The sequence below is a fragment of the Microbacterium terricola genome (assembly GCF_027943945.1).
GTDB lineage: Bacteria > Actinomycetota > Actinomycetes > Actinomycetales > Microbacteriaceae > Microbacterium > Microbacterium terricola.
On record NZ_AP027141.1, the window covers coordinates 1,505,913 to 1,532,499 of the forward strand.

21 protein-coding genes are annotated in these 26,587 nt (G+C 70.5%); 5 read left to right on the forward strand and 16 right to left on the reverse strand.

Annotated elements, in window-relative coordinates; all coding sequences use genetic code 11:
* Positions 1–10: 10 nt before the first annotated feature.
* Positions 11–2,497: an Rne/Rng family ribonuclease gene (locus Microterr_RS07075; RefSeq protein WP_263798674.1), complete on the reverse strand. Its 2,487-nt coding sequence runs from the start codon at positions 2,495–2,497 to the stop codon at positions 11–13.
* 237 nt (positions 2,498–2,734) lie between these two features.
* Here Microterr_RS07075 and Microterr_RS07080 point away from each other — a divergent pair, with 237 nt between their 5' ends.
* Complete coding sequence (locus Microterr_RS07080; RefSeq protein WP_263798673.1) at positions 2,735–3,337, forward strand: vitamin K epoxide reductase family protein; 603 nt, start codon at positions 2,735–2,737, stop codon at positions 3,335–3,337.
* Positions 3,338–3,355: 18 nt separating this feature from the next.
* Here Microterr_RS07080 and ndk read toward each other — a convergent pair whose 3' ends face one another.
* From ndk to ileS, 4 genes are read right to left on the reverse strand one after another with little or no spacing between them, the layout of a single operon-like run.
* Positions 3,356–3,769, reverse strand: a complete 414-nt coding sequence (gene ndk / locus Microterr_RS07085) for a nucleoside-diphosphate kinase (protein ID WP_263798672.1) — start codon at positions 3,767–3,769, stop codon at positions 3,356–3,358.
* Position 3,770: 1 nt separating this feature from the next.
* Complete coding sequence (locus Microterr_RS07090; protein ID WP_263798671.1) at positions 3,771–4,199, reverse strand: DUF4233 domain-containing protein; 429 nt, start codon at positions 4,197–4,199, stop codon at positions 3,771–3,773.
* Positions 4,187–5,539, reverse strand: a complete 1,353-nt coding sequence (locus tag Microterr_RS07095) for a bifunctional folylpolyglutamate synthase/dihydrofolate synthase (RefSeq protein WP_263798670.1) — start codon at positions 5,537–5,539, stop codon at positions 4,187–4,189. The genes Microterr_RS07090 and Microterr_RS07095 overlap by 13 nt, the downstream gene beginning before the upstream one ends.
* Positions 5,536–8,937, reverse strand: coding sequence for an isoleucine--tRNA ligase (gene ileS / locus Microterr_RS07100; protein ID WP_263798669.1), 3,402 nt, complete (start codon positions 8,935–8,937; stop codon positions 5,536–5,538). Before ileS ends, Microterr_RS07095 begins: the two co-directional genes overlap by 4 nt.
* 231 nt (positions 8,938–9,168) lie before the next feature.
* Here ileS and Microterr_RS07105 point away from each other — a divergent pair, with 231 nt between their 5' ends.
* Positions 9,169–9,828 (forward strand): pentapeptide repeat-containing protein, encoded by a 660-nt coding sequence (locus Microterr_RS07105; RefSeq protein WP_263798668.1) that lies wholly within the window; start codon positions 9,169–9,171, stop codon positions 9,826–9,828.
* A 6-nt stretch (positions 9,829–9,834) separates the two neighbouring features.
* Here the strand turns inward: Microterr_RS07105 and Microterr_RS07110 are convergent, their stop codons facing one another.
* The 5 genes from Microterr_RS07110 to Microterr_RS07130 form a co-directional block, all read right to left on the reverse strand.
* Entirely contained in the window at positions 9,835–11,358 is a 1,524-nt protein-coding gene (locus Microterr_RS07110; RefSeq protein ID WP_263798667.1) for a dipeptide ABC transporter ATP-binding protein, read from the reverse strand.
* Positions 11,355–12,167: an ABC transporter permease gene (locus tag Microterr_RS07115; protein WP_263798666.1), complete on the reverse strand. Its 813-nt coding sequence runs from the start codon at positions 12,165–12,167 to the stop codon at positions 11,355–11,357. Before Microterr_RS07115 ends, Microterr_RS07110 begins: the two co-directional genes overlap by 4 nt.
* On the reverse strand, positions 12,164–13,141 hold the full coding sequence (locus tag Microterr_RS07120; RefSeq protein WP_263798665.1) for an ABC transporter permease: 978 nt from the start codon (positions 13,139–13,141) through the stop codon (positions 12,164–12,166). Before Microterr_RS07120 ends, Microterr_RS07115 begins: the two co-directional genes overlap by 4 nt.
* A 32-nt stretch (positions 13,142–13,173) precedes the next feature.
* Positions 13,174–14,796, reverse strand: a complete 1,623-nt coding sequence (locus Microterr_RS07125; RefSeq protein WP_263798664.1) for an ABC transporter substrate-binding protein — start codon at positions 14,794–14,796, stop codon at positions 13,174–13,176.
* A 202-nt stretch (positions 14,797–14,998) separates the two neighbouring features.
* Complete coding sequence (locus Microterr_RS07130; protein ID WP_263798663.1) at positions 14,999–15,715, reverse strand: endonuclease domain-containing protein; 717 nt, start codon at positions 15,713–15,715, stop codon at positions 14,999–15,001.
* A 472-nt stretch (positions 15,716–16,187) separates the two neighbouring features.
* On the opposite strand from Microterr_RS07130, the gene valS reads away from it, so the two are divergent.
* Together valS and Microterr_RS07140 are read left to right on the forward strand one after the other, a co-directional pair.
* Positions 16,188–18,767 carry a valine--tRNA ligase gene (gene valS / locus Microterr_RS07135; RefSeq protein WP_263798662.1) on the forward strand — a complete coding sequence of 860 codons (2,580 nt, stop codon included), beginning with the start codon at positions 16,188–16,190 and terminating at the stop codon, positions 18,765–18,767.
* 1 nt (position 18,768) lies between these two features.
* The gene (locus Microterr_RS07140) at positions 18,769–19,017 is read left to right on the forward strand and encodes a hypothetical protein (protein ID WP_263798661.1); all 249 of its coding nucleotides are present in this window, start codon (positions 18,769–18,771) and stop codon (positions 19,015–19,017) included.
* A 27-nt stretch (positions 19,018–19,044) separates the two neighbouring features.
* On the opposite strand, the gene Microterr_RS07145 is transcribed toward Microterr_RS07140, so the two are convergent.
* The 3 genes from Microterr_RS07145 to Microterr_RS07155 are packed head-to-tail and all read right to left on the reverse strand — an operon-like array spanning position 19,045 to position 21,117.
* On the reverse strand, positions 19,045–20,313 hold the full coding sequence (locus tag Microterr_RS07145; RefSeq protein ID WP_263798660.1) for an MFS transporter: 1,269 nt from the start codon (positions 20,311–20,313) through the stop codon (positions 19,045–19,047).
* The gene (locus Microterr_RS07150; RefSeq protein ID WP_263798659.1) at positions 20,310–20,537 is read right to left on the reverse strand and encodes a hypothetical protein; all 228 of its coding nucleotides are present in this window, start codon (positions 20,535–20,537) and stop codon (positions 20,310–20,312) included. The genes Microterr_RS07145 and Microterr_RS07150 overlap by 4 nt, the downstream gene beginning before the upstream one ends.
* A gap of 1 nt (position 20,538) precedes the next feature.
* Positions 20,539–21,117: a winged helix-turn-helix domain-containing protein gene (locus Microterr_RS07155; RefSeq protein ID WP_263798658.1), complete on the reverse strand. Its 579-nt coding sequence runs from the start codon at positions 21,115–21,117 to the stop codon at positions 20,539–20,541.
* Between the two features lie 90 nt (positions 21,118–21,207).
* Here Microterr_RS07155 and Microterr_RS07160 point away from each other — a divergent pair, with 90 nt between their 5' ends.
* Positions 21,208–23,271, forward strand: a complete 2,064-nt coding sequence (locus Microterr_RS07160; RefSeq protein ID WP_263798657.1) for a M3 family metallopeptidase — start codon at positions 21,208–21,210, stop codon at positions 23,269–23,271.
* Between the two features lie 16 nt (positions 23,272–23,287).
* Here Microterr_RS07160 and Microterr_RS07165 read toward each other — a convergent pair whose 3' ends face one another.
* The 3 genes from Microterr_RS07165 to Microterr_RS07175 form a co-directional block, all read right to left on the reverse strand.
* Positions 23,288–24,406: an epoxide hydrolase family protein gene (locus tag Microterr_RS07165; RefSeq protein ID WP_263798656.1), complete on the reverse strand. Its 1,119-nt coding sequence runs from the start codon at positions 24,404–24,406 to the stop codon at positions 23,288–23,290.
* Between the two features lie 33 nt (positions 24,407–24,439).
* Positions 24,440–25,708 (reverse strand): ATP-dependent Clp protease ATP-binding subunit ClpX, encoded by a 1,269-nt coding sequence (gene clpX / locus Microterr_RS07170; protein ID WP_263798655.1) that lies wholly within the window; start codon positions 25,706–25,708, stop codon positions 24,440–24,442.
* Between the two features lie 172 nt (positions 25,709–25,880).
* Positions 25,881–26,552: an ATP-dependent Clp protease proteolytic subunit gene (locus Microterr_RS07175; protein WP_263798654.1), complete on the reverse strand. Its 672-nt coding sequence runs from the start codon at positions 26,550–26,552 to the stop codon at positions 25,881–25,883.
* Between the last annotated feature and the right edge of the window lie 35 nt (positions 26,553–26,587).

Here is a 26,587-nt window from a genome sequence, read left to right on the forward strand (position 1 = left end):
GCCGTGGCGTCTAGCCCTCGTTGATCGGCGCGTGCGCCACCGGGGTGCCGGTGAGTGCGGCGGTGGTCACGCGACGGCGGGAACGTCCCTCTCCCGGAGCCTTGGGCTCGGGCAGGGCGTTGAGGACCGAGTCCAGCAGCAGATCGGCGTTGGTCTTCGGCGCGGCAGTCTGCGACGAATCCTTCCGCTTCTTCCGCTGCTTCTTCGGACGCTCGCTGGGAGCCTGCTCGGTCGCGATCGCGGCGGGTGCGGCCGCCTCGGCGACCTCGTCGCCGACCGGGTGGATCGTCGACGCCGCGATCTGGGCCAGCGCCGACTTCATGCCCTCGGTGATGACGTGGGTGCCCGTGGCCGGCGCGGTGCTCTGCGGCGGCGTGGAGCGCGGCCGGCGGTTGGACGACGAGTTCGTGTTCGACGAGCGATGCTTGACGACCGGATCGTGGTGCACGATCACGCCGCGCCCCGCGCAGACCTCGCACGGCTCGCTGAAGGTCTCGAGGAGGCCCAGGCCGAGCTTCTTGCGGGTCATCTGCACGAGACCGAGTGAGGTGACCTCGGCCACCTGGTGCTTGGTGCGGTCGCGGCTGAGGCATTCGACGAGGCGCCGTAGCACGAGGTCGCGGTTCGACTCGAGCACCATGTCGATGAAGTCGACCACGATGATGCCGCCGATGTCGCGCAGGCGCAGCTGGCGGACGATCTCCTCGGCGGCCTCAAGGTTGTTCTTGGTGACGGTCTCCTCGAGGTTGCCGCCGGTGCCGACGAACTTGCCGGTGTTGACGTCGACGACCGTCATGGCCTCGGTGCGATCGATCACGAGCGAGCCGCCTGAGGGCAGCCACACCTTGCGGTCCAGCGCCTTCTCGATCTGCTCGGTGACGCGGAACTCGTCGAACGGGTCGGCGTCGCCTTCGTGTGCGACGACCCGATCGAGCAGGTCGGGGGCGACGCCCTCCAGGTAGCGCGAGATCGTCTGGTGCGCCTCTTCGCCCTGGATCAGCATCTTCGTGAAGTCCTCGTTGAAGACATCGCGGACGATCTTCACGAGCAGATCGGGCTCGGAGTGCAGCAGCGCGGGCGCCTGTCCGTTGGCGACCTGGGCGCTGATGTGCTCCCACTGCGTGGTGAGGCGCTGCACGTCGCGGGTCAGCTGGTCCTCGGTGGCGCCTTCGGCGGCCGTGCGGACGATGACGCCGGACGACTCCGGCAGCACCTCCTTGAGGATCTTCTTCAGGCGGGCGCGCTCGGTGTCGGGCAGCTTGCGCGAGATGCCGTTCATCGCGCCACCAGGGACGTACACGAGGTAACGGCCCGGCAGCGAGATCTGGCTGGTCAGGCGTGCGCCCTTGTGGCCGACCGGGTCCTTGGTGACCTGGACGAGCACGCGGTCGCCGCTCTTCAGCGCCAGCTCGATGCGGCGCGGCTGGTTGCCGGTCTCGACGGCATCCCAGTCCACTTCGCCCGAGTACAGCACGGCGTTGCGGCCGCGGCCGATGTCGACGAAGGCCGCCTCCATGCTGGGCAGCACGTTCTGGACGCGCCCGAGGTACACGTTGCCGATCAGTGAGGCTTCCTGGCTGCGTGCGACATAGTGCTCGACGAGCACGTTGTCCTCGAGCACGGCGATCTGGATGCGGCCGTTCTTGGAGCGGACGATCATGACGCGGTCGACGGCCTCGCGGCGGGCGAGGAACTCGGCCTCGGTCACGACGGCGCGGCGGCGGCCGGCCTCACGACCGTCGCGACGGCGCTGCTTCTTCGCCTCGAGACGGGTCGATCCCTTGATGCGCTGCGGCTCGGTGATGAGCTCGACCGCGCGCTGGCGCGGCTGACGCTCGACCGGCTCGGAGGCGGGCTCGCGGCCTTCCGCGGCGCCGCCACGGCGGCGGTTGCGGCGGCGCGACGAGCTCTGGGCGGGCTGCTCGTCCTCCTCGTCCGCTGCCTCGGGGGCGGCGGCCAGCGGCGCGATCGCCGGTGCGTAGAACATGAGCTGCGTCGAGACAGCAGACACGAACACCTCGGGCAGCAGGCCCAGGCTCACGGCCGTGACCGGACCGGACTCCTCCGGCGCCGCCTCGGGCTCCTCGGATGCTGCGGGCTCAGCCTCGGCGGATGCTGCGGGCTCGGCCTCGGCGGATGCTGCGGGCTCGGCCTCGGCGGATGCTGCGGGCTCGGCCTCGGCGGATGCTGCGGGCTCGGCCTCGGCAGATGCCTCGGCCTCGGCCTCGGCAGATGCCTCGGCCTCGGCGGATGCCTCGGGCGCGGCCTGAGCGGTGTCGACGTCGGTCGGCGCGTCGGGAGACGCGACCGCGTCCTCCGCGGCGACCTCGGGCTCGCCGACCGGCGCAGCCTCCGGGGTGGCCTCGTCCGCGACCGGAGCGGCCTCTGCGGGGGCAACCTCCGTCGCCTCGACGACGTCGGTCGTCTCGGCGGCTACCGGCGCTTCGCGCTCGGTGAGGGTGTTGTCGTCGTATTCGTCGTTGCCATCGGCCGTCACTGGCTTGCTTCCTGCGGGCGACACCGCGCGTCGCCCGGCGAAATCTCGTGCGGCGCCGCACCTGCGGTGCCGCGAACTCACTCGGTCTGCAGCCGGCCCGTGGCTCGGGCTGCGAAGGGCGATCATCGCCCCGAAGTCTTCTGTGATGCCTTGTCGCGGCGCGGCCGCAACACATCGAGATCATTATCGCACTTTCGCGCGCGGATTGCGCGAAGCCGTCGATGCGATAATCCGAGCATGCCCCCGCAGCAGACCCACACGCGTCCCCTGGCCCTGGCGATCTGGCTCATCATCGCCGGCGCGATCGGCTGGTGGGCGGCGTTCTCGCTCACCGCCGAGCGCTTCCACCTCCTGCAGAACCCCGGCTCGACGGCATCCTGCGATTTCAGTCCGCTCGTGCAGTGCACGGCCAACCTGGCGTCATGGCAGGGCAGCGTGTTCGGCTTCCCCAACCCGATCCTCGGTCTCGCCGGGTGGGTGGCACCCATCGTCGTCGGGTTCGCGATCCTCGCCCACGCGCGGTTCGCACGCTGGTTCTGGTGGCTCTTCGAACTCGGCCTGACGTTCGCTTTCGTGTTCGTGATCTGGCTGATCGGCCAGAGCATCTACGTGCTCGGCACGCTGTGCCCGTGGTGCATGGTGACCTGGGTGGTGACGATCCCGACGTACTACGCGGTGACGCTGCACGTGCTGCGCGCAGGACTGCTGCCCGCTCCCCCGGCGATCCGGCGGGGCGCCGAGGCCCTGATGGGCTGGGTGCCCCTGCTCGCGATCGTCAGCTACGCGATCATCGCGGTGCTCGCGCAGCTGCGCCTGGACGTGCTCGGCGCCCTGTTCTGAGGTCGGCGGGGCGGACCGTCAGAACCAGATATCGAGCTCGCGCGCCGCGGACTCCGGGCTGTCGGACCCATGCACGAGGTTCTGCTGCACCTTGACGCCCCAGTCCCGGCCGAAGTCGCCGCGGATCGTACCGGGCGCTGCCGTCGTGGGGTCCGTGGTCCCCGCGAGGGAGCGGAAGCCCTCGATGACGCGGTTGCCGGCGAGCCGGATCGCGACGGACGGGCCGGAGAGCATGAACTCGAGCAGCGGCTCGTAGAAGGGCTTGCCCTCGTGCTCGGCGTAGTGGCGCTCGAGCCGCTCACGGTCGGGCTCGACGAGGCGGATGTCGACGAGCGCGTACCCCTTCGCTTCGATGCGGGCGAGGATCGCGCCCGTCAGTCCGCGGGCGACGCCGTCGGGCTTGACGAGGACGAGAGTCTCTTCGGTGGCCATGTCAGTCTCCGTTCGGGATGTCGGACTCCGCCGCCAGCAGCGCGTTGCGCCGGTCGAGGGAAGCCCCCTTGATGGTGGCATACGCCCACATGCCACCGAAAACCAGGCCGACGATCGCGAGGGCGGGGACCAGGATGCCGCCGAGCAGCACGACGACCTGGAGCGCCCAGCCGAGCGCGATGCCCCAGGGGTAACGGAGCAGGCCGCTGACGGCGAGCATCAGCAGCGCCACGATCGTGCCGGCCACGATGCCCCACCAGGGCTCGATCCCCGCCGGGAGGGCCTTCAGCCCGTAGAGGACGAGCCCGCCGAGGAAAGCGATGACCGACTCGAACACGAGGACGATCGAGCCCAGTGACTCCGCCGCTCCTCGGCGGCGGCGCGGACGCGGAGCCGTCGCGGCGGGCGCGTCGGCGGTCACGCGGTCCACCCGCTCTTCCAGTCGTCCTCGCGGGCGAGAGTGAGCGCTTCGCCGGCCAGCAGCACGGAGCCGGCGACGACGACCGCGCGCCGCTCGCCCGACGCGGCCCACTCGCGCGCAGCGTCCGCGGCGTCGGCGAGACCCGGATGCACCGTCACGGGGATGCCCGCGGCTTCGGCCAGATCGGCCACCACATCGGCGTCCTCTGCGCGTTCGGAGACGGGTGCGGTGGCGAAGATGTGCGTGGCGACCGGGGCGAGGGCCGCCACGATGCCTGCGGCGTCCTTGTCGGCGAGCACACCCAGGACCACGCCCCACTCCTCGAACGCGAACGACTCGCGGAGGGCGTCGGCGAGGGCGCGCGCACCGTGCGGGTTGTGCGCGGCGTCGACGAGCACGGTCGGCTCGATGCCGACGAGCTGCAGGCGTCCGGGCGAGGTGGTCTCCGCGAAGCCCTGCGTGAGGACGTCCTGGTCGATCGACCGCGCGGCTCCGCCGACGAGCGACTCGACGGCGGCGATCGCCAGCGCGGCGTTCTGGCCCTGGTAGGAGCCGTACAGCGGCAGGTAGACCTCGTCGTACCCGCCGGCGAGGCCGCGCACGGAGATCTGCTGGCCGCCCACGGCGAGGCGGCTCTCACGCAGCGCGAAATCGTCGCCCTCGAAGGCGATCTGGGCGCCGCGGACGCCGGCGGCCGCGCGCAGCACCGATTCCGCCGCGGGATCCTGCCGGGCGGAGACGACGGCTGCGCCGTCCTTGATGATCCCCGCCTTGACCTCGGCGATCTCGGCGATCGTGTCGCCCAGCCGGTCGGCGTGATCGATGTCGATCGGCGCGATCACCGCGACGTCGCCGTCTGCGGTGTTCGTGGAGTCCCATGACCCGCCCATGCCGACTTCGATGACCGCGACGTCGACGGGCGCATCGGAGAAGACGAGGAAGGCGAGCGCCGTGAGGAGCTCGAAGAACGTCAGGGGCGGTTCGCCCGATGCCGCGAGCTCGGCGTCGACGAGCGCGACGAAGGGCTCGATCTCCTCCCAGGCGTCCGCGACGGCGGCGTCGGACGCCGGCTCGCCGTCGACCACGATCCGCTCGGTGAACCGCTCGAGATGCGGGCTGGTGAACAGCCCGGTCCGCAGTCCGTGGGCGCGCACGAGGCTCTCGATCATCCGGCTCGTGGACGTCTTGCCGTTGGTCCCGGTGACGTGCACGACGCGGTACGTGCGCTGCGGGTCGTCGAGGAACTCGAGCAGGCGCCGGGTGCGCTCGACGCGGGGCTGCACCCAGCGCTCGCCCTGACGGCTCAGCAGTGCGGCGTACACGGCATCTGCCCTGGACCGGTCGCTCATCGGGTGGCCTCGACCTTCGTGACGGTGACGGTGAATCCGCCCGCATTGGCGAAGGCCTTTGCGGCGAAAGCGGCGGTGTGGTCGCCCGGACCGGTGTACGGACCGCCTGCGGCGAGCACCTCGGCGCCGGTGGCGTCGCGCACCGCGTGCGCCAGCGCCAGCGTCTCGCCGGCGACGTCGGCCGCATCGAACCCGGACGCGAGGGCAGCGGCGTCGGCCGTGTCCTCGAAGTCGAGCTGGAGGCGGATCCGGTCGCTCACGTCGAAGCCGGCCGCCTTCCGGGTGTCCTGCACGGCGCGCACGACGTCGCGGGCGAAGCCTTCGGCCTCGAGCGCGTCCGTCGTGGTGGTGTCGAGCAGGACGAAGCCGCCCTGGGTGCCCGGCGTGCCGCCGAGGAGGGCGAGCGCCTCGCCCTCGGGGCGTCCGGTGGTCTCGAGCACGAGGTCGTACTCCCCCGGCTCCAGCGCGAGTCCGCCCGCGACGACCACGCCGTCCGACTCCGTCCAGAAGCCGCCCTTCGCGGCGTGGATGGCCTGCTGCACCTGCTTGCCGAGGCGCGGGCCCGCCGCGCGGGCGTTCACCGCCAGGCGGTGCGTGATGCCGTACGCGGCCGCCGTGCCCTCGCCGAGTTCGACGAGCTCGACGTCCTTCACGTTGAGCTCCTCGCGCAGGATGTCGTCGAACTGACGGAGGGCGGCAGCATCCGGTACGACGACGCTGAGCCGCGGCAGCGGAAGGCGCACGCGCTTGCCCTCCTTCTTGCGCAGCGCGTTGGCGACGCTGGAGACCTCGCGGACCGTGTCCATCGCGGTGCGGATGTCGGATGCGGGGGCGAAGGCCGCTGCGTCGGGCCAGTCCTCCAGGTGCACGCTGCGACCGCCGGTCAGCCCCTGCCAGATGCGCTCGGAGATGAGCGGGATGAGAGGTGCGGCGACCCGGGTGACCGTCTCGAGCACGGTGTACAGGGTGTCGAACGCCTCGGTCGAGCTCTCCGAGCCCGTCGACGCGTCCGCCCCGACCCAGAACCGGTCGCGCGAGCGCCGGATGTACCAGTTGGTGAGCGCCTCGACGAACTCGCGCAGCTTCACCGCCGCGGTCGTCGAATCGAGCACCTCGAGCTCACGGGCGACATCGCGCACGAGGTCGCCGGTGAGGGCCAGGATGTAGCGATCCAGGACGTTCGTCGAGTCGGTGCGCCAGGTGGCGTGGTACCCGTCGGGCCCTGAGGCGTTCGCGTACGTCGCGAAGAAGTACCAGGCGTTCCACAGCGGCAGCAGGAACTCGCGCACGCCGGAGCGGATGCCCTCCTCGGTGACGACGAGGTTTCCGCCGCGCAGCACGGACGACCCCATCAGGAACCAGCGCATCGCGTCGGAGCCGTCACGGTCGAACACCTCGGACACGTCGGGATAGTTGCGCAGCGACTTCGACATCTTCTGCCCGTCGCTGCCGAGCACGATGCCGTGGCAGGCCACGCCCGTGAATGCGGGCCGGTCGAACAGCGCGCCGGAGAGCACGTGCATCACGTAGAACCAGCCGCGCGTCTGCCCGATGTACTCGACGATGAAGTCCGCGGGCGCGTGCTCGTCGAACCAGTCGCGGTTCTCGAACGGGTAGTGCACCTGTGCGTACGGCATCGATCCGGAGTCGAACCACACGTCGAACACGTCCTCGATGCGTCGCATCGTCGAGCGGCCGGTCGGGTCGTCCGGGTTCGGCCGGGTGAGGTCGTCGATGTACGGGCGATGCAGGTCGACCTCGCCGGTCTCGTTGACCGGCAGGCGCCCGAAGTCACGCTCCAGCTCTTCCAGCGAGCCGTACGCGTCGACACGCGGGTACTCGGGGTCGTCGCTCTTCCAGATCGGGATCGGCGAGCCCCAGTAGCGGTTGCGGCTGATCGACCAGTCGCGGGCGCCCTCGAGCCACTTCCCGAACTGGCCGTGCTTGACGTTCTCGGGTGCCCAGGTGATCTGCTCGTTGAGCTCGACCAGGCGGTCCTTGATCTGCGTGACGCGCACGAACCAGCTCGAGACCGCCTTGTAGATGAGCGGGTTGCGGCAGCGCCAGCAGTGCGGGTACGAGTGCTCGTAGCTGGCCTCGCGCAGCAGGCGGCCCTCGGCCCTCAGCAGGCGGATGAGCGGACGGTTGGCGTCCATCCAGAGCTCCCCCGCGACATCGCTCACCTGCGGCAGGAAGCGTCCGCCGTCGTCGAGGCTCATGATCAGCGGGATGCCGGCGGCCTCGGTGACCCTCTGGTCGTCCTCGCCGTAGGCCGGCGCCTGGTGGACGATCCCGGTGCCGTCGCTGGTGGTGACGTAGTCGTCGACGAGGATGCGCCAGGCGGTGCCGGTGCCCCAGGTCTCGGCGTCGGCGTAGTAGTCGAACAGCCGGTCGTAGTGCACGTCGGCGAGGTCAGCCCCGAGAACCGTCTGCTCGATGGCAGCCCGCGCGTCGGCGGGGGTCTCGTAGCCGAGCTCCTTCGCGTGCGGGCCCAGCAGGTCCTCCGCGAGGAGGTAGCGGTGCGATTCGGCCTCGCCGGCCTCGTCGTCGCGGTGCACGTCCGCGGCACCGAGCGGCCCGCCCGGCACGACGGCGTAGCGGATCTCCGGACCCACGGCCAGTGCGAGGTTCGTGGGAAGGGTCCACGGCGTCGTGGTCCAGGCGAGTGCGCGCACGGCGGTGAGGCCCAGTGCCTCCGCCTTCGCGCCGACCAGCGGGAAGGTGACTGTGACGGACGGGTCCTGGCGCATCTTGTAGACGTCGTCGTCCATGCGCAGCTCGTGGTTCGACAGCGGCGTCTCGTCGCGCCAGCAGTACGGCAGGACGCGGTAGCCCTCGTAGGCGAGGCCCTTGTCGTAGAGGCTCTTGAAGGCCCAGAGCACCGACTCCATGAACCCGGTGTCGAGCGTCTTGTAGCCGCGCTCGAAGTCGACCCATCGCGCCTGACGGGTGACGTAGTCCTCCCACTCGCGCGTGTACTCGAGCACCGACTCGCGGGCCTTCGCGTTGAACGACGCGAGACCCATCTGCTCGATCTGGCTCTTCTCCGTGATGCCCAGCTGCTTCATCGCCTCGAGCTCCGCGGGCAGCCCGTGGGTGTCCCAGCCGAAAACGCGGTCGACCTTCTTGCCGCGCATGGTCTGGAAGCGCGGGAACAGATCCTTCGCGTAGCCGGTGAGGAGGTGACCGTAGTGCGGCAGGCCGTTCGCGAACGGCGGGCCGTCGTAGAAGACCCACTCGTCGGCACCCTCGCGCTGCGCGATCGACGCGCGGAAGGTGTCGTCCTGCTCCCAGAACGCGAGGACGTCGCGCTCGATCTCGGGGAAGCGCGGGCTCGGGACGACAGCGGCCGGCCCGAAGGCGGCGCCGCTCTGCGACGAGGGGCGGGGATAGGTCATGTCTCTCCAGCAGGTTGCGATGCTTCCTGCGAGGACGACTCCTCGGAGCCGCGGTACCACCCCGCGTGCCGGCGACCCCTCTCGGATCGACCGGCCACTTTCACTGCGGCTGTGACGGGCCTGCCCCGCTCGGTTCTACTGGGGGCCGGAGCCCTGTTCTTCCGAGAGCTCCCCGGTGATGTCCGGATCGATGCTCGTGCGACGATTCTACCCGCACGTATGCTCGAGCGCATGCCCCGCCGCAGCACCGGTCCTCTGCCTCCGCGCTCGGCGGCCCCCGACCTTCCGCGCGTCCTCGAGGATGCGGATGGATGGCGGCCGCACGCCGACCTCCAGCAGGTGCGGCTCGCCGGCCTGACGGGTGACGTCGACCTCGCCCATGCCCGGCTGACCGAGTGCGTGGTGGCGACGGCATCCGTCGATCGACTGGATCTCTCGGGGGCGACGCTCGTGGATGTCGAGGTCGAGGAGCCCCGGGCGACGGCGATCGCGGCGGGCTCAGGGCGCTGGAGATCCGTGCGGGTGACCGGCGGGCGCATCGGCACCCTCGATCTCGCCCGGGCCGAGCTGGAGGCGGTCGAGCTGCGCGGCGTCCGGATCGACTACCTCGCCCTCACCCAGGCGACCGTCCGCGACCTGCTCATCGTGGACTGCACGATCGGCACGCTGGATGTCCCCTTCGCCCGGCTCGAGCGGGTAAGTGTGGAGGACAGTCGCGCCGACGAGGTCGACACGCGCGAGCTCCGGGCGAAGGACCTCGACCTGCGCGGACTCGACGCGCTCGCGTACACCGATCCGACGGCGCTGCGCGGGGCGACGCTGTCGGCCCGTCAGGTCGCGGAGCTCGCAGACGCGTTCGCCGCCGCGCTGGGCATCGACGTCCGCGACTGACGCCGGTCAGCGTCCGGCGGCGAGCAGCTCCTTCGTGAACGGATGCCGGGGGGCCGCGAACACGGCCGCCACCGGGCCGAGTTCGACCACCGCACCGTCCTGCATCACCGCGACCTCGTCCGCGACCGACGCGACCACCTCGAGGTCGTGCGAGACGAAGAGCATCGTGAGGTCGCGCTCCTCCTGCAGTCGCCGCAGGAGCGCGAGCACCCGTTCGCGCACGGACGGATCGAGCGCGGAGACCGGCTCGTCCAGCACGAGCAGCTGCGGACCGACGGCGAGAGCGCGCGCGATCGCGGCCCGCTGCCGCTGACCGCCGGACAGCTGGGCGGGCCGGCGTCCGGCGAGGGCCGGGTCGAGATCGACCTCCCGCAGCAGGTCCGCGACCCGCGCCTGCCGCTCGGCGGCGGGCACGCCCCCGGCCGCCAGCGCCTCGCGCAGCGAGCGTGCCACGCTCCAGCGGGGGTCGAAGGCGCCGAGGGGGTTCTGGTGCACGAACTGCACGCGACGACGCAGGGCCGCGTCGTCGCCGGCACGCCACGCGAGTCCGCCGATGCGCACGGTTCCCGAGTCGGGCTGCTCGACGCCGACGATCATGCGGGCGAGAGTCGTCTTGCCTGAGCCGGACTCGCCGACGATCGCGAGGGTGCGGCCGCGTGCCACCTCCAGCGAGACGTCGACGACGGCGGGGCGGTCGAAGCTCTTCGAGACGCCCTGCACGCTGAGCAGCGCGTCGTCCGCGGCGGGCGCCGCTGCACGCGGCGCGTGGCGGGTCGCGTCGACCAGCATGCGCGTGTACGGATGCTGTGGATCGTCGAGGACGGCGGCGGCGGCCCCCTGCTCGACGAAGCGCCCGTCGCGCATGACGACGATCCGGTCGGCGACGCGGCGCACCGCAGCGAAGTCGTGGCTCACGAACACGACGGCGACGCCGGAGTCGGCGATCCCGCGCAGCAGGTCGAGGACGCGCGCCTGCACCGTCGCGTCCAGCGCGGTGGTCGGCTCGTCTGCGACGAGGACGGCAGGGCGACCGGCGAGGGCCGAGGCGATCAGCGCACGTTGACGCAGCCCTCCGGACAGCTCGTGCGGGCGCTGCCTGGCACGGTATGCCGGATCGGGCATGGACACGCTGGCGAGCAGCTCCTCGACGCGCTGCTCCCGTGCGGCGGGTGTGAGCTCGCGCTCGTGGAGCCGCAGCGGCTCGGCCACCTCGGCGCCGATCCGGCGCAGGGGGTCGAGCGAGACGAGGGCGTCCTGCGACACCAGCGCGATGCGGGCACCGCGCACGCGCCGCCAGCCTGCCTCGCCCAGTGCGCCGGCGTCGGTCCCGTCGACCTCGAGCGCGTCCGCCGTCACCGCGGCTCCCGCAGGGGTCAGTCCCAGCAGAGCCCGCGCGGTGAGCGACTTGCCGGCGCCGGATTCGCCGACGATCGCCAGGCACTCGCCTGGTGCGACGGACAGGTCGACGCCGTCGACGACGACGGAGTCGCCGAAGGCGATGTGCAGATTGCGGACCCGGAGCGCCGTCACGACGCCGCTCCATCGGCGCGGGCGCGCAGCATCCGTCCGACGACGGTCGCCGCGATCACGGTGAGGGTGATCGCCGCCCCCGGGAAGACCGACACCCACCACGCCTGGCCGAGCACGTTGCGTCCGCCGGCGAGCATCAGCCCCCACTCCGGCGTCGGCTCGGTGGGGCCGAGTCCGAGGAAGCTGAGCCCCGCGGCGGCGAGGATGCTGGAGCCGATGCCGATCGTCGCGAGCACGCTGAGAGCGCCGAGCACCCCGGGCAGGACATGCCGGGTTAACGCCCTGGCCGCGGGAACCCCGAGGATGCGGGCAGCCTCCACGTGCTCGGCCGTCCGGAGCGTCCGGGTCTGCGCGCGAGCGAGCCGGACGTAGACGGGCACCGCCGCGATCGTGACGGCGACGGCGACGTTCGCGGGGCCCGGACCGAGCACCGCGACCACGACGAGGGCGACGAGGAACTCGGGGAAGGCGAGCAGGATGTCGGTGGCCCGCATCGCGGCGGTGTCGACGAGCCGCGGTGCGACCCCGGAGAGCGACCCGACGATCAGGCCCACCACGAGCGCGAGCGAGGTGGCGAGCAGGCCGATGCCGACCGACCGGGCCGCCCCGTGGATCACCCGCGCGTACACGTCCCGGCCGCTCTGGTCGGTGCCGAACGGATGGGCGGCGCTCGGGGCGCGCAGCGTCGCGGCGAGGTCGGTCTGCAGCGGGTCGGCCGACGTGAACAGGCTCGGCGCGACCGCGACCAGGCCGATCAGCCCGAGCACGGCGATCGCGAGGATCAGGAGCGCCCGCCGCCCGCGGGTCACGAGAGGCTCCGTGGCCGCGCGGGCCGCGCGGAGCGCAGCCGCGGGTCGAGCACCGGATAGAGCACCTCGACGAGCAGATTCACGATCACGAAGACGAGCGCGCTGAGCAGGATGATCCCCGTGATGACGGGCAGGTCGCGGTCGGTGATCGCGGTGAGGGTGACCCGGCCGATGCCCGGCCGGGCGAACACGGTCTCCACCAGGACGGCTCCGCCGAGCAGCGACCCGACGAAGTAGGCGGCGAGGGTCAGCGCCCCGGTCGCGCCGTGGCGCAGCGTGTGGTGGAGGGTCAGCCACGTGTGGCCGGCGCCCCGTGCGCGGACCGTCGTGGCGAACGGCTGCCGCTCGGCCTGCACGATGCCGTCGCGCAGCACCTGGCCGAGCAGCGCGGCGACCGGCAGCGCGAGGGTCACCGCGGGCAGCACCAGCGTGGCGGGATTCCGCGAACCGGAGACCGGGAACCAGCCGAGACCGAACGCGAAGACGCTCAGCAGCACGAGCCCGATCCAGAACACCGGCGACGAGAGCACCACCAGCTCGACCGCCGCGACGGCGGTGCGCGTCGCCGTGCCGCGGGCGAACAGCGCCACCGCGAACGCCGTCAGCGCCGCCAGCACCAGGGCGAGCGCGGTGAGCTGCAGCGTCGCGCCGAGCTGGCGGCCGATGACCTCGGTCACCGGCATCCGGAGCTGGTAGGACTCCCCCAGGTCGCCGTGCAGGAGCCGCCCGAGGTAGGCCAGGTACTGCTCGAGCGGTGGGCGATCGAGGCCGAGCTCTGCGCGGATCCCGGCCTTCACCTCCTCGCTCACCTGCGCCTGCGGGCCGAGCATGACGTCGACCGGGTCGCCCGGGATCACCCTGAGCGCGAGGAAGGCCAGCGTCGCCGCGCCCCAGAGCACCAGCAGAACGGATGCGGCGAGTCCTGCGACGCGCGTGATCACCGCGCGCGCATCGACCCGGGTGCCCTCCGTCATGCCGTCCTCCGTGCGCCGTGGGGCGCCGCGCGTCAGCCGACGGTCACGTCGTAGAACAGGGGGCGCCCGTACAGATCGTAGGTGAGACCCGACACCGTTTCGCCGACCGCGGTGATGAGCGACGGGCTGTACAGGGGCACGATCGCGACGTGGTCGGCGTTCCACTGCTGCACGTCGGCGTAGATCGCGTTGCGCTCGTCCGTGTCGGTGGTCGCGACGCCGCTCTCGAGCAGCGTGTCGAGCTCGGGATCGCTCACCTGCGACGCGTTCTGGAAGCCGTCGGTGTGCAGGTGGCTGCGCAGCAGGTCGGGGTCGACGCCCGAGAAGCCCCAGTCGGTCAGGTCGAACGTCTTCGGCCCGTACTGCTCGTTGTAGGCGCCCGGTTCGAGCACCTCGCGCACGATCTCGAAGCCGACCGCCTTGAGGTCCGACTGGATGGCGTTGGCGAGAGCGGTGCGGTCGTCGGGGACCGGCGTCCAGGCGATCCAGCGGGCGCTGAGGCGCTCACCGTCCTTCACGCGGTAGCCGTCAGCATCCCGCTCGGTCCAGCCGGCCTCGTCGAGGAGCGCGTTCGCGGCGTCCTGGTCGAACTCCCACGTGCCCTCGAGCGAGGCGTCGTACCCGGGAGTGGTGGATCCGAGGATGCTCCATGCGCGCGGGAACTGGCCGTAGAAGATCTCGTCGACCGCCGTGTCGATGTCGATCGCCCGGGAGAACGCCTGCCGCACCTTCTGGTCGGCGAACACGCCGTACTTCTCGTTGAGGTACAGCGAGTAGGGCAGACCCGGGTACTCCATCGAATCGACCGTCAGCGAGTCGGGCAGCTCGGCGGCGAGGTTCGGCGGGATGTTGCTCGCGAGATCGGCCTCGCCGCTCTCGACCACGCCCGTGCGCACCGCGGCCTCCGGCAGGATCTCGACGCGCAGCGTCTCGAACTTCGGCGCACCCTGCCCATCGGGACCCCACGCGTAGTCGTCGTTGCGCGTGTAGACGATCTCCTGATCGGGCGTGTAGTCGGTGAGCTCGAACGGGCCCGTGCCGACCGTGATGCCCGGTCCGCCGGCCTTCAGCTCATCGGCGGACTCGGCGAGGACGGCCGGCGAGTAGAACCCGAGCAGCGCGGTCGACGCCGCCTGCAGGAACGGTGCGTACGGCTGGGTGAACTCGACCGTGACGGTGTGCTCGTCGACGACCTCGGTGCCCGCGTAGAACTCCCCGCCGAGCATGCTCGCCGCCTGCGCCGAAGCGGTCTCCGGGTCGGCGATGCGGTCGAAGTTCGCCTTCACCGCGGCGGCGTCGAACGCCTCGCCGTCATGGAAGGTCACATCGTCGCGCAGGTGGAACGTGTAGCTGGTGCCCCCGCCCTCGACATCCCACGATTCCGCGAGCCACGGCGAGAACGTGCCGTCGGCCTCCTGGAAGACGAGGGAGTCGAGCACCGCGCGCTGGACCATCGCGGAGACGTCGAGCTGGCTGGTCTGCGGGTCCATGTGCCCTGCGGAGAGGTTCGCCCCCTCGATCGCCCACACGACTTCGCCGTCGAGGTCGGCCGTCGGCTCGCCGGTGCCCGAGCCCGCGCACGCGCTCAGGGCGAGGGCGGTGGAGACGGCCAGGGCGACCGCGGCGACGGCGCGCGGGGTGTGCGGAGCAGGCATGGGTGTCCTCGGGATGCTGTGACAGGGGATGCTCTCACGCTACCCGATTTCTGTACCCCGTCGATCAATGCCACCAGAAGGGTTTGGCTCCCTCCCTTCTCCCTCCCCTTGTCGCGAGATAAGGAAATGTCGCCGGGCCAGGAACGGTATTGGCAAACCCCTCCTCCTCACATGCCTTCTCCTTGTCTCGCAACCAAGACCGCTACTCCCCGGCCTGGTGCAGACCACGGGCGATCGCGCCCATGACGAGATCCTGCACCTCGTGCCAGCGGTGGATGATCTGCTCGTAGCCCACCCGGATCACGTGGTAGCCCATCAGCATGAGCTCCGCGTCATGTCTGATGTCCGAGGTCCGCTGGGCGCCGACATGATGACCGCCGTCGATCTGGACGATCAGCCGGTCGCCGACGAGCGTGTCGACCCTGTGTCCGCTGATCCAGATCTGGATCCGGATCGGCACGCGCAGCCATGCCAGACGGATGCGGAAGATCGTCTCGAGACCGGAATCGGCGAACGGCGTGGCTGCATCGAGCAGAGCGCGAGCCCGCGCCGGCAACGGCAGCGTGGCGAGTGCGGAGGTTGAGACGAGCTCGTGACGGATCGCCGATTCCCACATCGCCAGCGCCGTCTCGAACGGCTGGCACGTCGCCGCCAGACACAGCACGTTCTCAATCGGATCGACCAGTGCGTGAGGGTGCCGCGGCACGACGGGTGCGCCCCAGTGCAGATGTCCCGCAGCCTCGATGTGGGCCGAGTGGGCAGGGACGGCGACGTGGCGCTCCGTGGCGGGCAGCGTCCACACGCCACGACGGCGCGCCTGCGTCACACACGTCAGAATGACGCCATCGGATGCTGCGGCCTTCAGCTCCGGATCTGCACCGGGCAGAGCGATCCAGACACGACGCAGGCGCTCCAGCATCCCGCCATCCACAGCCGCGCGAACTGCGCGATCGCTGAAACCTCTGGCGCGCAGCGCACTCGAACGGACCACGCCGCCTTGGTCGTCGACGAAACTCAGGATTCTCGCGAGACGTGCATCGGCGCCATCGGGCTGCCGCGCCGTCATCCAGTCCCGGGTGATGACATCCATCGTGCGATGCTCGCGGCGACCGACGGGGCGTGGAGGTCCCCGCGCCCAACACGGGGACCGTCGGCGGCAACCTCGCGCTGGGGAGGAATCGCGCCGCCCGCATCGTCCGCGAGACAAGGAGATGCCACGACCGGAGGTGCGTTCACCCGGGCGCGAGACCTCCCGTGGCCCCATTTCCTTGTCTCGCGACGAGGGGCGGTGGTGGTGCGACCTGAAGCCGGTGCCGCGGCCACGATAGAATTGCCGCACACCCACACTCAGGCACGCTCACACAGTGCCGCACATATTCAGGAGACCCCTCATGGCCGACGCGCAGATTCCCGACAAGCCCGCCCTCGAGGGTCTCGAAACCAAGTGGGATGCCGCCTGGGGCGCGCAGGGCACGTACCTGTTCGACCGGGCAGCCGCCGCCGAGCGCGGCCGCGGCGGAGTGTTCTCCGTGGACACTCCCCCGCCGACGGCGTCGGGCTCCCTCCACATCGGGCACGTGTTCTCGTTCACCCACACCGATCTGAAGGTGCGGTTCGAGCGGATGCGGGGCAAGACCGTGTTCTACCCGATGGGGTGGGACGACAACGGGCTGCCGACCGAGCGCCGCGTGCAGAACTACTACGGGGTCCGCTGCGACCCGTCGCTGCCGTACGACGCCGACTTCACGCCCCCGTTCGAGGGCGGCGACAACAAGTCCAGCAAGGCCGCCGACCAGGTGCCGATCAGCCGTCGCAACTTCATCGAGCTGTGCGAGCGTCTGACCGTCGAGGACGAGAAGCACTTCGAGGCGCTGTTCCGCCAGCTCGGCCTCAGCGTCGACTGGACCCAGACATACCGCACGATCTCCGACGACACGATCCGCACCAGCCAGCTGGCGTTCCTGCGCAACTTCGACCGCGGCGAGGCGTACCAGGCGATGGCGCCGACGCTGTGGGACATCGACTTCCGCTCGGCGATCGCCCAGGCCGAGCTCGAGGACCGCGACCAGCCGGCGGCCTACCACCGCGTCGCTTTCCACCGGACCGACGGCTCCGGCGACATCCACATCGAGACGACCCGTCCCGAGCTCCTCGCTGCCTGCGTCGCCCTCGTGGCCCACCCTGACGACGAGCGCTACCAGGCCTCGTTCGGCACCACGGTGCGCACCCCGCTCTTCGACGTCGAGGTGCCGGTGCTCGCGCATCCGCTCGCCCAGCAGGACAAGGGATCGGGCATCGCCATGATCTGCACCTTCGGCGACGTCACCGACATCATCTGGTGGCGCGAGCTCGATCTGCCGAACCGCACGATCCTCGGCCAGGACGGCCGCGTGATCGCCGACGCGCCCGACGTGATCACGACGGATGCTGCCAAGGCCGCGTACGCCGAACTCGCCGGCAAGACGGTGTTCAGCGCCAAGAAGCGCATCGTCGAGCTGCTGCAGGAGTCGGGCGAGCTGATCGGCGACCCGAAGCCCTTCACCCACCCGGTGAAGTTCTACGAGAAGGGCGACCGCCCGCTCGAGATCGTGTCGACCCGTCAGTGGTACATCCGCAACGGCGCGCGCGACACCGACCTCCGTGACCGGCTCGTCGAGCTCGGCAAGGGCATGGGCTGGCACCCCGACTTCATGCGCGTGCGCTACGAGAACTGGGTCGGCGGCCTCACCGGCGACTGGCTCGTGTCGCGGCAGCGGTTCTTCGGCGTGCCGATCCCGGTCTGGTATGCCCTCGACGAGAACGGCGAGCGTGACTACGAGCGCGTGCTCACGCCGGACCTCGCCCTGCTTCCCGTCGACCCCACGACCGACGTGCCGGCCGGCTACACCGCCGAGCAGCGCGGCGTGCCCGGCGGCTTCGACGGTGAGAAGGACATCTTCGACACCTGGGCTACGTCGTCGCTCACGCCGCAGCTCGCCGGCGGCTGGGAGCGCGACCCGGAGCTCTGGAACCTGGTCGCCCCGTTCGACCTGCGCCCGCAGGGCCAGGACATCATCCGCACGTGGCTGTTCTCCACGATGCTGCGCAGCGCCCTCGAGGACGGCAGGGCACCGTGGACCGACGCGGCCATCTCCGGCTTCATCGTCGACCCGGACCGCAAGAAGATGTCCAAGTCGAAGGGCAACGTCGTCACCCCGGCCGACATCCTCGCGCAGCACGGCACCGACGCGGTGCGGTACTGGGCCGCGTCGAGCCGCCTCGGCGCGGATGCCGCGTTCGACCCGCAGAACCCGACCCAGGTCAAGATCGGTCGTCGCCTCGCGATCAAGGTGCTCAACGCCGCGAAGTTCGTGCTGTCGTTCCCCGTCCCCGAGGGTGCGGAGATCACGCACGCCATCGACGCGTCGATGCTCGCCACGCTCGACCAGGTCGTCCGCGACGCCACGCGCGCGTACGAGGCCTACGACCACGCCCGCGCGCTCGAGGTGACCGAGTCGTTCTTCTGGACCTTCTGCGACGACTACCTCGAACTGGTCAAGGAGCGCGCCTACAACCAGACCGACGTCGGACAGGCGTCCGCGGCGCTCGCCCTGCGCACCGCGCTGTCGACGCTGCTGCGCCTGCTCGCACCGGTGCTCGCCTTCGCGGCCGAGGAGTCGTGGTCCTGGTTCGAGGAGGGCTCGGTGCACACGGCATCGTGGCCCGAGCCGCTCGGCATCGAGGGCGACCCCGCCGTGCTGTCGACCGTGAGCGGCGCCCTCATCGGCGTCCGCCGCGCCAAGACTGAGGCGAAGGCCTCGCAGAAGACGCCGGTGACGCGTCTGACCCTGGCCGCTGACCCGGCCACGATCGCGGCCGTGCAGCTCGCGGAGGGCGACCTGAAGGCCGTCGGCCGGATCGCTGAGATCGAGTACGCCGCAGCCGACACGCTGACGGTGTCCGGCGTCGAGCTCGCTCCGCAGGAGGTCTGACATGCAGCTCGGAACGCGTTGGACCTCGGGCGACGTGCCGCCCGCCGCGGTGCCCGCGGAGCTTCATCAAGCGATCGGCGACGTGGATGCTGCCATCCCCGGCGACCAGCTCGGCCAGCCGCGCCCGCGCTGGACGCTCACCTGGCTGGAGGGCAAGCCGATCGCCGAGCTCGACACCGGGGTGATCGTCAGCATCGACGCGACCGGCCGTCCCGTGGTGCGGCACGACATCGACGACGAGTTCGGGTAAGCCAAGCCCCGGACGGATGCCGGACCGCTACCCCGGCACGTCCGCGCCGGCGCGGCGGGTCCCGCCGATGAGCAGCGGGACCGCGATCAGCGTCGCCACGATGGTCGCCGCGCCGCCGATGTAGAGCGGCAGTCGCAGATCGATGCGGCCGATCCATCCCCCGATGAGCGTCGCGATCGGGAACAGCCCCCACGTGAACGTGCGGATGATCCCGAGCACCCGGCCGAACAGGGCCGCCGGCACGATCTGCTGCCGCAGGCTCCCCCACGGCACGTTCCACACCGAGACCGCGCCGGCCATGAGGGCGAACGCGATCACAGCCGTCCAGACCTCGGGTGCCACGCCCGTGAGCACCGTGAACACGCCGCCGGTCAGCACGGCGCCGACCATCACCCGCCCCCTGCCGAAGCGACCGACCAGCCGGGGTGCGACGAGCGAGCCCACGAGCGCGCCCACCCCGATGCCGGCGGTGACGAAGCCGACGGCCGCGGGAGCGACGTTCTGCGTGTCGAGGAAGTACAGGATGAGCACCGACTGCGCGAGCGCCAGCGCCGAGCCGATGAACGAGGTGAAGAGCACCATCGAGCGGAGGTAGCTGTGGCCCCACAGGTAGACGACCGCCTCGCGAGCGGTGATCCGGCCGGCCGGCGCGCTCGGGACAGCCGGATCGCGGAGTGCACGCGCGGCGGTGAGGGGCAGGAACAGCGCGAGCACGATCGGCACGACGTACCCTGCCGCACCGATCCACAGCGGCAGCCCCAGCGCGACGGCGAAGAGGATGCCGCCGATCGGCGTCGCGATGAAGTTGTCGATCGTGACCTGTGCCGCCTGCATCCATCCGTTCGCCCTGTCGAGCTGATCTCGGCGCACGACACCGGGGATGACCGCGTTCGTCGCGTTGTCGAACAGCGTCTCCCCGAGCCCGAAGGCGAGCGTCCCGGCGAACAGCGTCCACAGGGAGAGACTGCCGGTCACGCTGAGCACGGCGAGCCAGACGGCGACCGCTCCGCGGATGCCGTTGGCGAGCGCCATCACGACGCGGCGGTCGAAGCGGTCGACGACCATGCCGGCAGGGAGGCCGAACAGCAGCCAGGGCACGAACGCAAGCGCTCCGATCACCGAGATCGCGAGGGGATCGCGAGTGAGCGTCGTGGCGATGAGCGGTACGGCGGTGCGGCCGATGCCGTCCGCCAGGTTGCTGAAAGCCGCCGCCGTCCAGAGCTTGCCGAAGTCGCGGCCGAGCGGGTCTTTGACGGGGCGGACGCGGTCGCCCCGCGGTGTGGCTGTCGCGGTCATCGCGGCATGATGCCGCTGTGGCCGGCCGCGAGCGCGTCACGACGGCGCTCGGTCGCGGGTACCACGGCCACCGCAGCGCGGCCGTGTGCAGCGCGTCGGTCGATGCGGTCGAGCGCGATCTGCTCGAGGCGCCCGGAGACGGCGAGAAGGAGGCGGTCGGCGGAGGTGAGCTGGCCCGTGGTGCCGGACGAGAGGCGGGCGGGGTGGAGAACGGCGGTGGACATGTCAGTGTCCTTCCTCAGGGAGCGGGAAGATGTCGGCACGGAGGGAGACGGGGCGCACGCCCTCGCCTTCCTGATCGCGATACCGTTCCACGGTCTCGTCGATCACGGATTGCACGCGGGCGATGAGCTCGCGGGTCTGTTCCAGGGTGAGGTGGGCGGTCGCGGTGCTGATCATCGCGGAATCCTCCTCGAGGTCGTCGGGGGCCTGGATGCCCTCGGCGACGTACCGCATGAGCTGCTGATGCCGGCGGTTGAGGAACTCGGTCATGACCACCTGCGTCGCGGCCTTCCCCGACGGCGTCTTCATGGCCTCGGGGTTCGTCAACGAGATTCCGCCACGAGGGCGCTCCCACCAGCGCTCGCGCGCCGTGCCGCGGTCCTCGACCTCCCGGATGAGGTCGTGCTTGGCGAGGGCGCGCAGGTGGTAGCTCGTCGATCCGGACGATTCCCCCGTCATCGCGGCGAGGCTGCTCGCCGTCTGCGGCCCGTACTGCGACAGGATGTCGTAGATCTGGACGCGCAGCGGGTGGGCCAGCGCACGCAGTGCGCGGCCATCCAGCATCCGGGTGTCATCGCTCATGGTGCAAAGATACCTTTGCAACGCTCTCTATGCAAGCGTTTCTTTGCAACAGGTTCTTTGCACTGTGCGCCGACGCAATACGCTGGGGGCATGACGGATGCTGAGACGAACCCCCTCCTCACCCCCAGCGCGCTCCCGTACGGTCTTCCGGACTACCGGCTGATCCGCACCGAGCACTACCTGCCGGCCTTCGAGGCCGCGTTCGCGGAGCATCGCGCCGAGGTCGCCGCGATCACCCGTGTGCGTTCGATGCCCACTTTCGAGAACACCATGGAGCCGCTCGAAGCGAGCGGCCGCCTCCTCGGCGATGTCGCCCGCAGGTTCTACACCGTCTCGTCCGCCGACGCGACGCAGGAGATCCAGGACATCGACGAGGCGCTCGCTCCCCTCATGTCGGCGCACGAGGACGCGATCCAGCTCGACGCGGAGCTGTACTGGCGCATCAAGACGCTGCACGAGAGCCTCGACGCGCTCGAGCTGGAGCCGGAGCAGCGCTATCTGGTCGAGCGGCACTTCCGAGAGATGACCCACGCCGGTGCCGGGCTCGACGAGACCGCCAAGCAGACGCTGACCGCGCTGAACCAGCGACTGTCCACCCTGACCACGACCTTCGAGAAGAACCTGCTCGCCGACTCCAACGACCTCGCCGTCGTGTTCCGCGACGCCTCGGAGCTCGACGGTCTCACCGCCGGCGAACTCTCCGCCGCGGCCCAGAACGCCGCTGACCGCGGGTTGGACGACGCCTGGGTGGTGACCCTGACCCTGTTCACGGGGCACCCCTACCTGTCGACCCTGACCGATCGTGAGAGCCGCAGGCGCATCTTCGAGGCATCGCGCTCGCGAGGCAGCCGCGGCAACGAGCACGACAACCGCGAGGTCCTCCAGCAGATCGTGCGCCTGCGCGCCGAGCGCGCTGCCCTGCTGGGCTACGCCACGCACGCGGAGTACGTCACCTCCGATGAGACGGCCGGCTCTCCGGCCGCGGTGCACGATCTGCTGCGCCGCCTGGCCGTCCCGGCCGCGGAGAACGCCCGCCGTGAGCAGGCGGCGCTCCAGGCGATCATCGACGGGGAAGGCGACGATGCCTCGTTCCCGCTGGCGGCCCACGACTGGGCGTTCTACACCGAGAAGGTGCGCGCGGCCGAGTACGACCTCGACCGCACGGCACTGCGCCCGTGGTTCGAAGCAGAGCGAGTCCTGCAGGACGGCGTGTTCCGCGCGGCGACCGCGCTGTACGGCATCACGTTCACCGAGCGCGATGACCTGCCTTCGTACCACCCCGACGCGCGGGTGTTCGAGGTGCACAACGCCGACGGCTCGGCGCTGGGGCTGTTCATCCTCGACCTGTACACGCGCGACACGAAGCGGGGCGGCGCGTGGATGAACTCGATCGTGTCGCAGTCGCGGCTGCGTGACACGGCACCGGTCGTGGTGAACAACCTCAACGTCCCCAAGCCTGCCGTCGGGCAGCCGACGCTGCTCACCCTCGACGAGGTCACGACCCTCTTCCACGAGTTCGGTCACGCGCTGCACGGCCTGTTCGCGACCGTCACCTACCCGCACTTCGCCGGCACGAACGTGTTCCGCGACTTCGTCGAGTTCCCGAGCCAGGTCAACGAGATGTGGATCTACTGGCCCGAGATCCTCGCCGGGTATGCCCGCCACTTCGAGACGGACGAGCCCCTCCCCCGCGAGATCGTCGAGAAGCTGCACGCGTCGGAGGCATTCAACCAGGGCTTCGCGACGAGCGAGTACCTCGCTGCAGCGTGGCTCGACCAGGCGTGGCACTCCCTCGACGCCGAGGCCGCCGCTGCCGCCCCCGACGTCGCCGGGTTCGAAGCCGCTGCCCTGACCGACATCGGACTGGACAACCCCGCTGTGCCGACGCGCTACTCGTCCACCTACTTCGCGCACGTGTTCTCGGGCGGCTACAGCGCCGGCTATTACTCCTACATCTGGAGCGAGGTCCTCGACGCCGACACGGTCGAGTGGTTCCGCGAGAACGGCGGGCTCACCCGCGCGAACGGCGACCGCTTCCGGGAGCGACTCCTCGGCGTCGGCGGATCGAAGGATCCGCTGGCGGCCTACCGCGACTTCCGCGGGCGGGATGCCGACATCGGGCCGCTGCTGGAGCGTCGCGGCCTCGCGAGCTGACCGGGCGCGACTGCGCTCAGTCGAACAGCCGGAGCTCATGCGCGAACGCGCGCGCGCGATCGGCCATGTCGGCGGGCACTTCGGCGACCGCGAAGTGCCCGCCGCGCTCGAGTCGCTCGAAGGTGCGGATGTCGCGATAGTGGTGCCGGGCGAGTGACTCGGGATAGTCGGCCTCGTGCCGCTGGATGTGGATCGAGGCGGGTACATCGACCGGGGGAAGCGGACCCGGCGTGTCGGCACCCTCGTAGTACGTGCGGAAGGACGTGCCGATGGAGCCCGTGACCCAGTAGATCATCGCCTCGGTGAGGATGCGTTCGCGGGAGATGAGGCGCTCGACGGCCTCCGGATCGCCCTTCGGGGTGTCGCTCCACTCGACGAGCTTCTCGGCCAGCCAGGCGAGCAGACCGGCCGGCGAGTCGTGCAGGGCGGTGGCGAGGGTGTCGGGGCGCGTGGCCTGGACGTGACCGTACGCGCCGTGGGCATCGCCCCACGTGGCGATCCGCTCGAAGAAGGCGACCTCGTCGGGGCGCGTCAGCAGGGCGCGCTCTTCGCGGGAGGGGAAGTGCGCGTGCGTCACCAGGATGCCGGCGACGTGGTCGGGGTGGGTCGCGGCGATGAGGTCGTTGACGTTCGCCGACACGTCCTCGCCGTACGTGACGTACCGCCGATAGCCGAGCACGTCGGTCATCAGCACGTGCATGATCGTGGCGAGACGCGTCTCGGTGAGCGGACCGTCGTCGTAGGTGGGCGAGAACGCGAAGCCGGGGAAGCTCGCCACCACCACATGGAAGTCGGGCAGGAGGTCGGCGAACGCGAGCTGGAGCGCGAACGTGTGCGGCCAGCCGTGCATGACCAGGAGCGCGGGGGCGTCCGGATCGGCGGATCTCAGATGGGCGAAATGGATGCGGGCGTCGCCGACGTCGGCGAGGAACTGCGGGTGCGCGTTCAGCCAGCGCTCGCGTGCCCGCCAGTCGAACGTGCGCCACGAGTCGACCAGCGTTGCGAGATACCCGCTCGACATGCCCGAATAAGGGCGCCGCGGCGAGTCGGTCAGCAGCCGGGTGCGCGCGAGGCGCTCGTCCAGATCGGTCAGGACCTCGTCGGCGACATGGAGCGAGAACGGCTCGATTCCCATGCGGTCACCGTAGCGACCGCATCCGACATCGGGTCAGGCGCTCTTGCGCTTCTGCCGGAGCACCACGGTGGGCGGTGCGCCCTCGTCGACCGAGGCGCGGGTGATGACGACCTTGTCGACGTCTTCGGCCGACGGGATCTCGAACATGATCGGCCCGAGCACGTCCTCCAGGATGGCGCGGAGACCGCGGGCGCCGGTCTTGCGGTCGACAGCGAGGTCGGCGATCGACTCGAGCGCCTCGGTGTCGAACTCGAGCTCGACGCCGTCGAGCTCGAACATCCGCTGGTACTGCTTGACCAGCGCGTTCTTCGGCTCGGTCAGGATCTCCATCAGGGCGACGCGGTCGAGCGGCGACACCGAGGCCACGACGGGCAGGCGGCCGATGAATTCGGGGATGAGCCCGAACTTGTGCAGGTCTTCCGGCTGGACCTCGCTGAACAGGGTCAGGTCATCGCCCTTGTTGTGCAGCGGGGCGCCGAAGCCGACGCCGTGCTTGCCCACGCGCGACGAGATGATGTCTTCCAGCCCGGCGAAGGCGCCGGCGACGATGAACAGCACGTTCGTCGTGTCGATCTGGATGAACTCCTGGTGCGGATGCTTGCGACCGCCCTGGGGCGGCACCGACGCGACCGTGCCCTCGAGGATCTTCAGCAGCGCCTGCTGCACGCCCTCGCCTGACACGTCGCGCGTGATCGACGGGTTCTCGGCCTTGCGGGCGATCTTGTCGACCTCATCGATGTAGATGATGCCGGTCTCGGCGCGCTTGGTGTCGAAGTCGGCCGCCTGCAGCAGCTTGAGGAGGATGTTCTCGACGTCTTCGCCGACGTAGCCCGCCTCGGTGAGCGCCGTGGCGTCGGCGACCGCGAACGGCACGTTCAGGCGCTTGGCGAGAGTCTGCGCGAGATAGGTCTTGCCGCAGCCGGTCGGACCGAGGAGCAGGATGTTGCTCTTGGCGATCTCGATCTCGTCTGCGCGCTGCTCGGCCGTCTGGAGCGTGCCGTGCGCGCGGACGCGCTTGTAGTGGTTGTAGACCGCGACGGACAGAGCGCGCTTGGCGTCGTCCTGGCCGACCACGTACTCGTCGAGGAAGGAGAAGATCTCGCGGGGCTTCGGCAGTTCGAACTCGGCGACCTCGCCCGACGACGACTCGGCCATGCGCTCTTCGATGATCTCGTTGCACAGCTCGACGCACTCGTCGCAGATGTAGACGCCGGGGCCGGCGATCAGCTGCTGGACCTGCTTCTGGCTCTTGCCGCAGAACGAGCACTTGAACAGGTCGGCGCTCTCACCGATGCGTGCCATGCGTGCATCCTCCCGATGTCCGGCCTGTCGGCCTGGCGTGATTCGAGCCTAACCGCTGGCGGAGACAACGGTGCGTATTGCGACGCGGCGCCGCGCAGTCCGCCCTCAGCGGACAACGCAGGAGGACCCCGGCACGGTGGCCGGGGTCCTCCTGTCGTCGTGCTGCGTCGTGCTACTTGGTGAGCGCGGCGGGGGTGCGCTTGCGGGTCGTCAGCACCTGGTCGACGAGGCCGTACTCGACGGCCTCGACGGCGCCCAGGATCTTGTCGCGGTCGATGTCCTTGTTGACCTGCTCCTGGGGGCGGCCGGAGTGCTTCGCGAGCGTCTCCTCCAGCCAGGTGCGCATCCGCATGATCTCGGCGGCCTGGATCTCGATGTCGGACGCCTGTCCGTGCCCCGACTCGCCGACGGCGGGCTGGTGGATGAGGATGCGGGCGTTCGGCAGGGCGAGGCGCTTGCCAGGGGCTCCGGCGGCCAGCAGCACGGCGGCGGCCGAGGCGGCCTGGCCGAGCACGACCGTCTGGATCTGGGGCGAGATGTACTGCATCGTGTCGTAGATCGCCGTCATGGCCGTGAACGAGCCGCCGGGCGAGTTGATGTACATGATGATGTCGCGGTCGGGGTCCTGGCTCTCGAGCACGAGGAGCTGCGCCATCACGTCGTCGGCCGACGCGTCGTCGACCTGCACGCCGAGGAAGATCACGCGGTCCTCGAAGAGCTTGTTGTACGGATCCTGGCGCTTGTACCCGTAGGCGGTGCGCTCTTCGAACTGGGGCAGGATGTAGCGGCTGCCGGGTGCCTGCAGCCCGTTGTGGGCTGTTCCTCCGAAGGTGGGGATGTTCATTGCGTGTGTCGTCCTTCTCTTTGCCTTCGGGATGC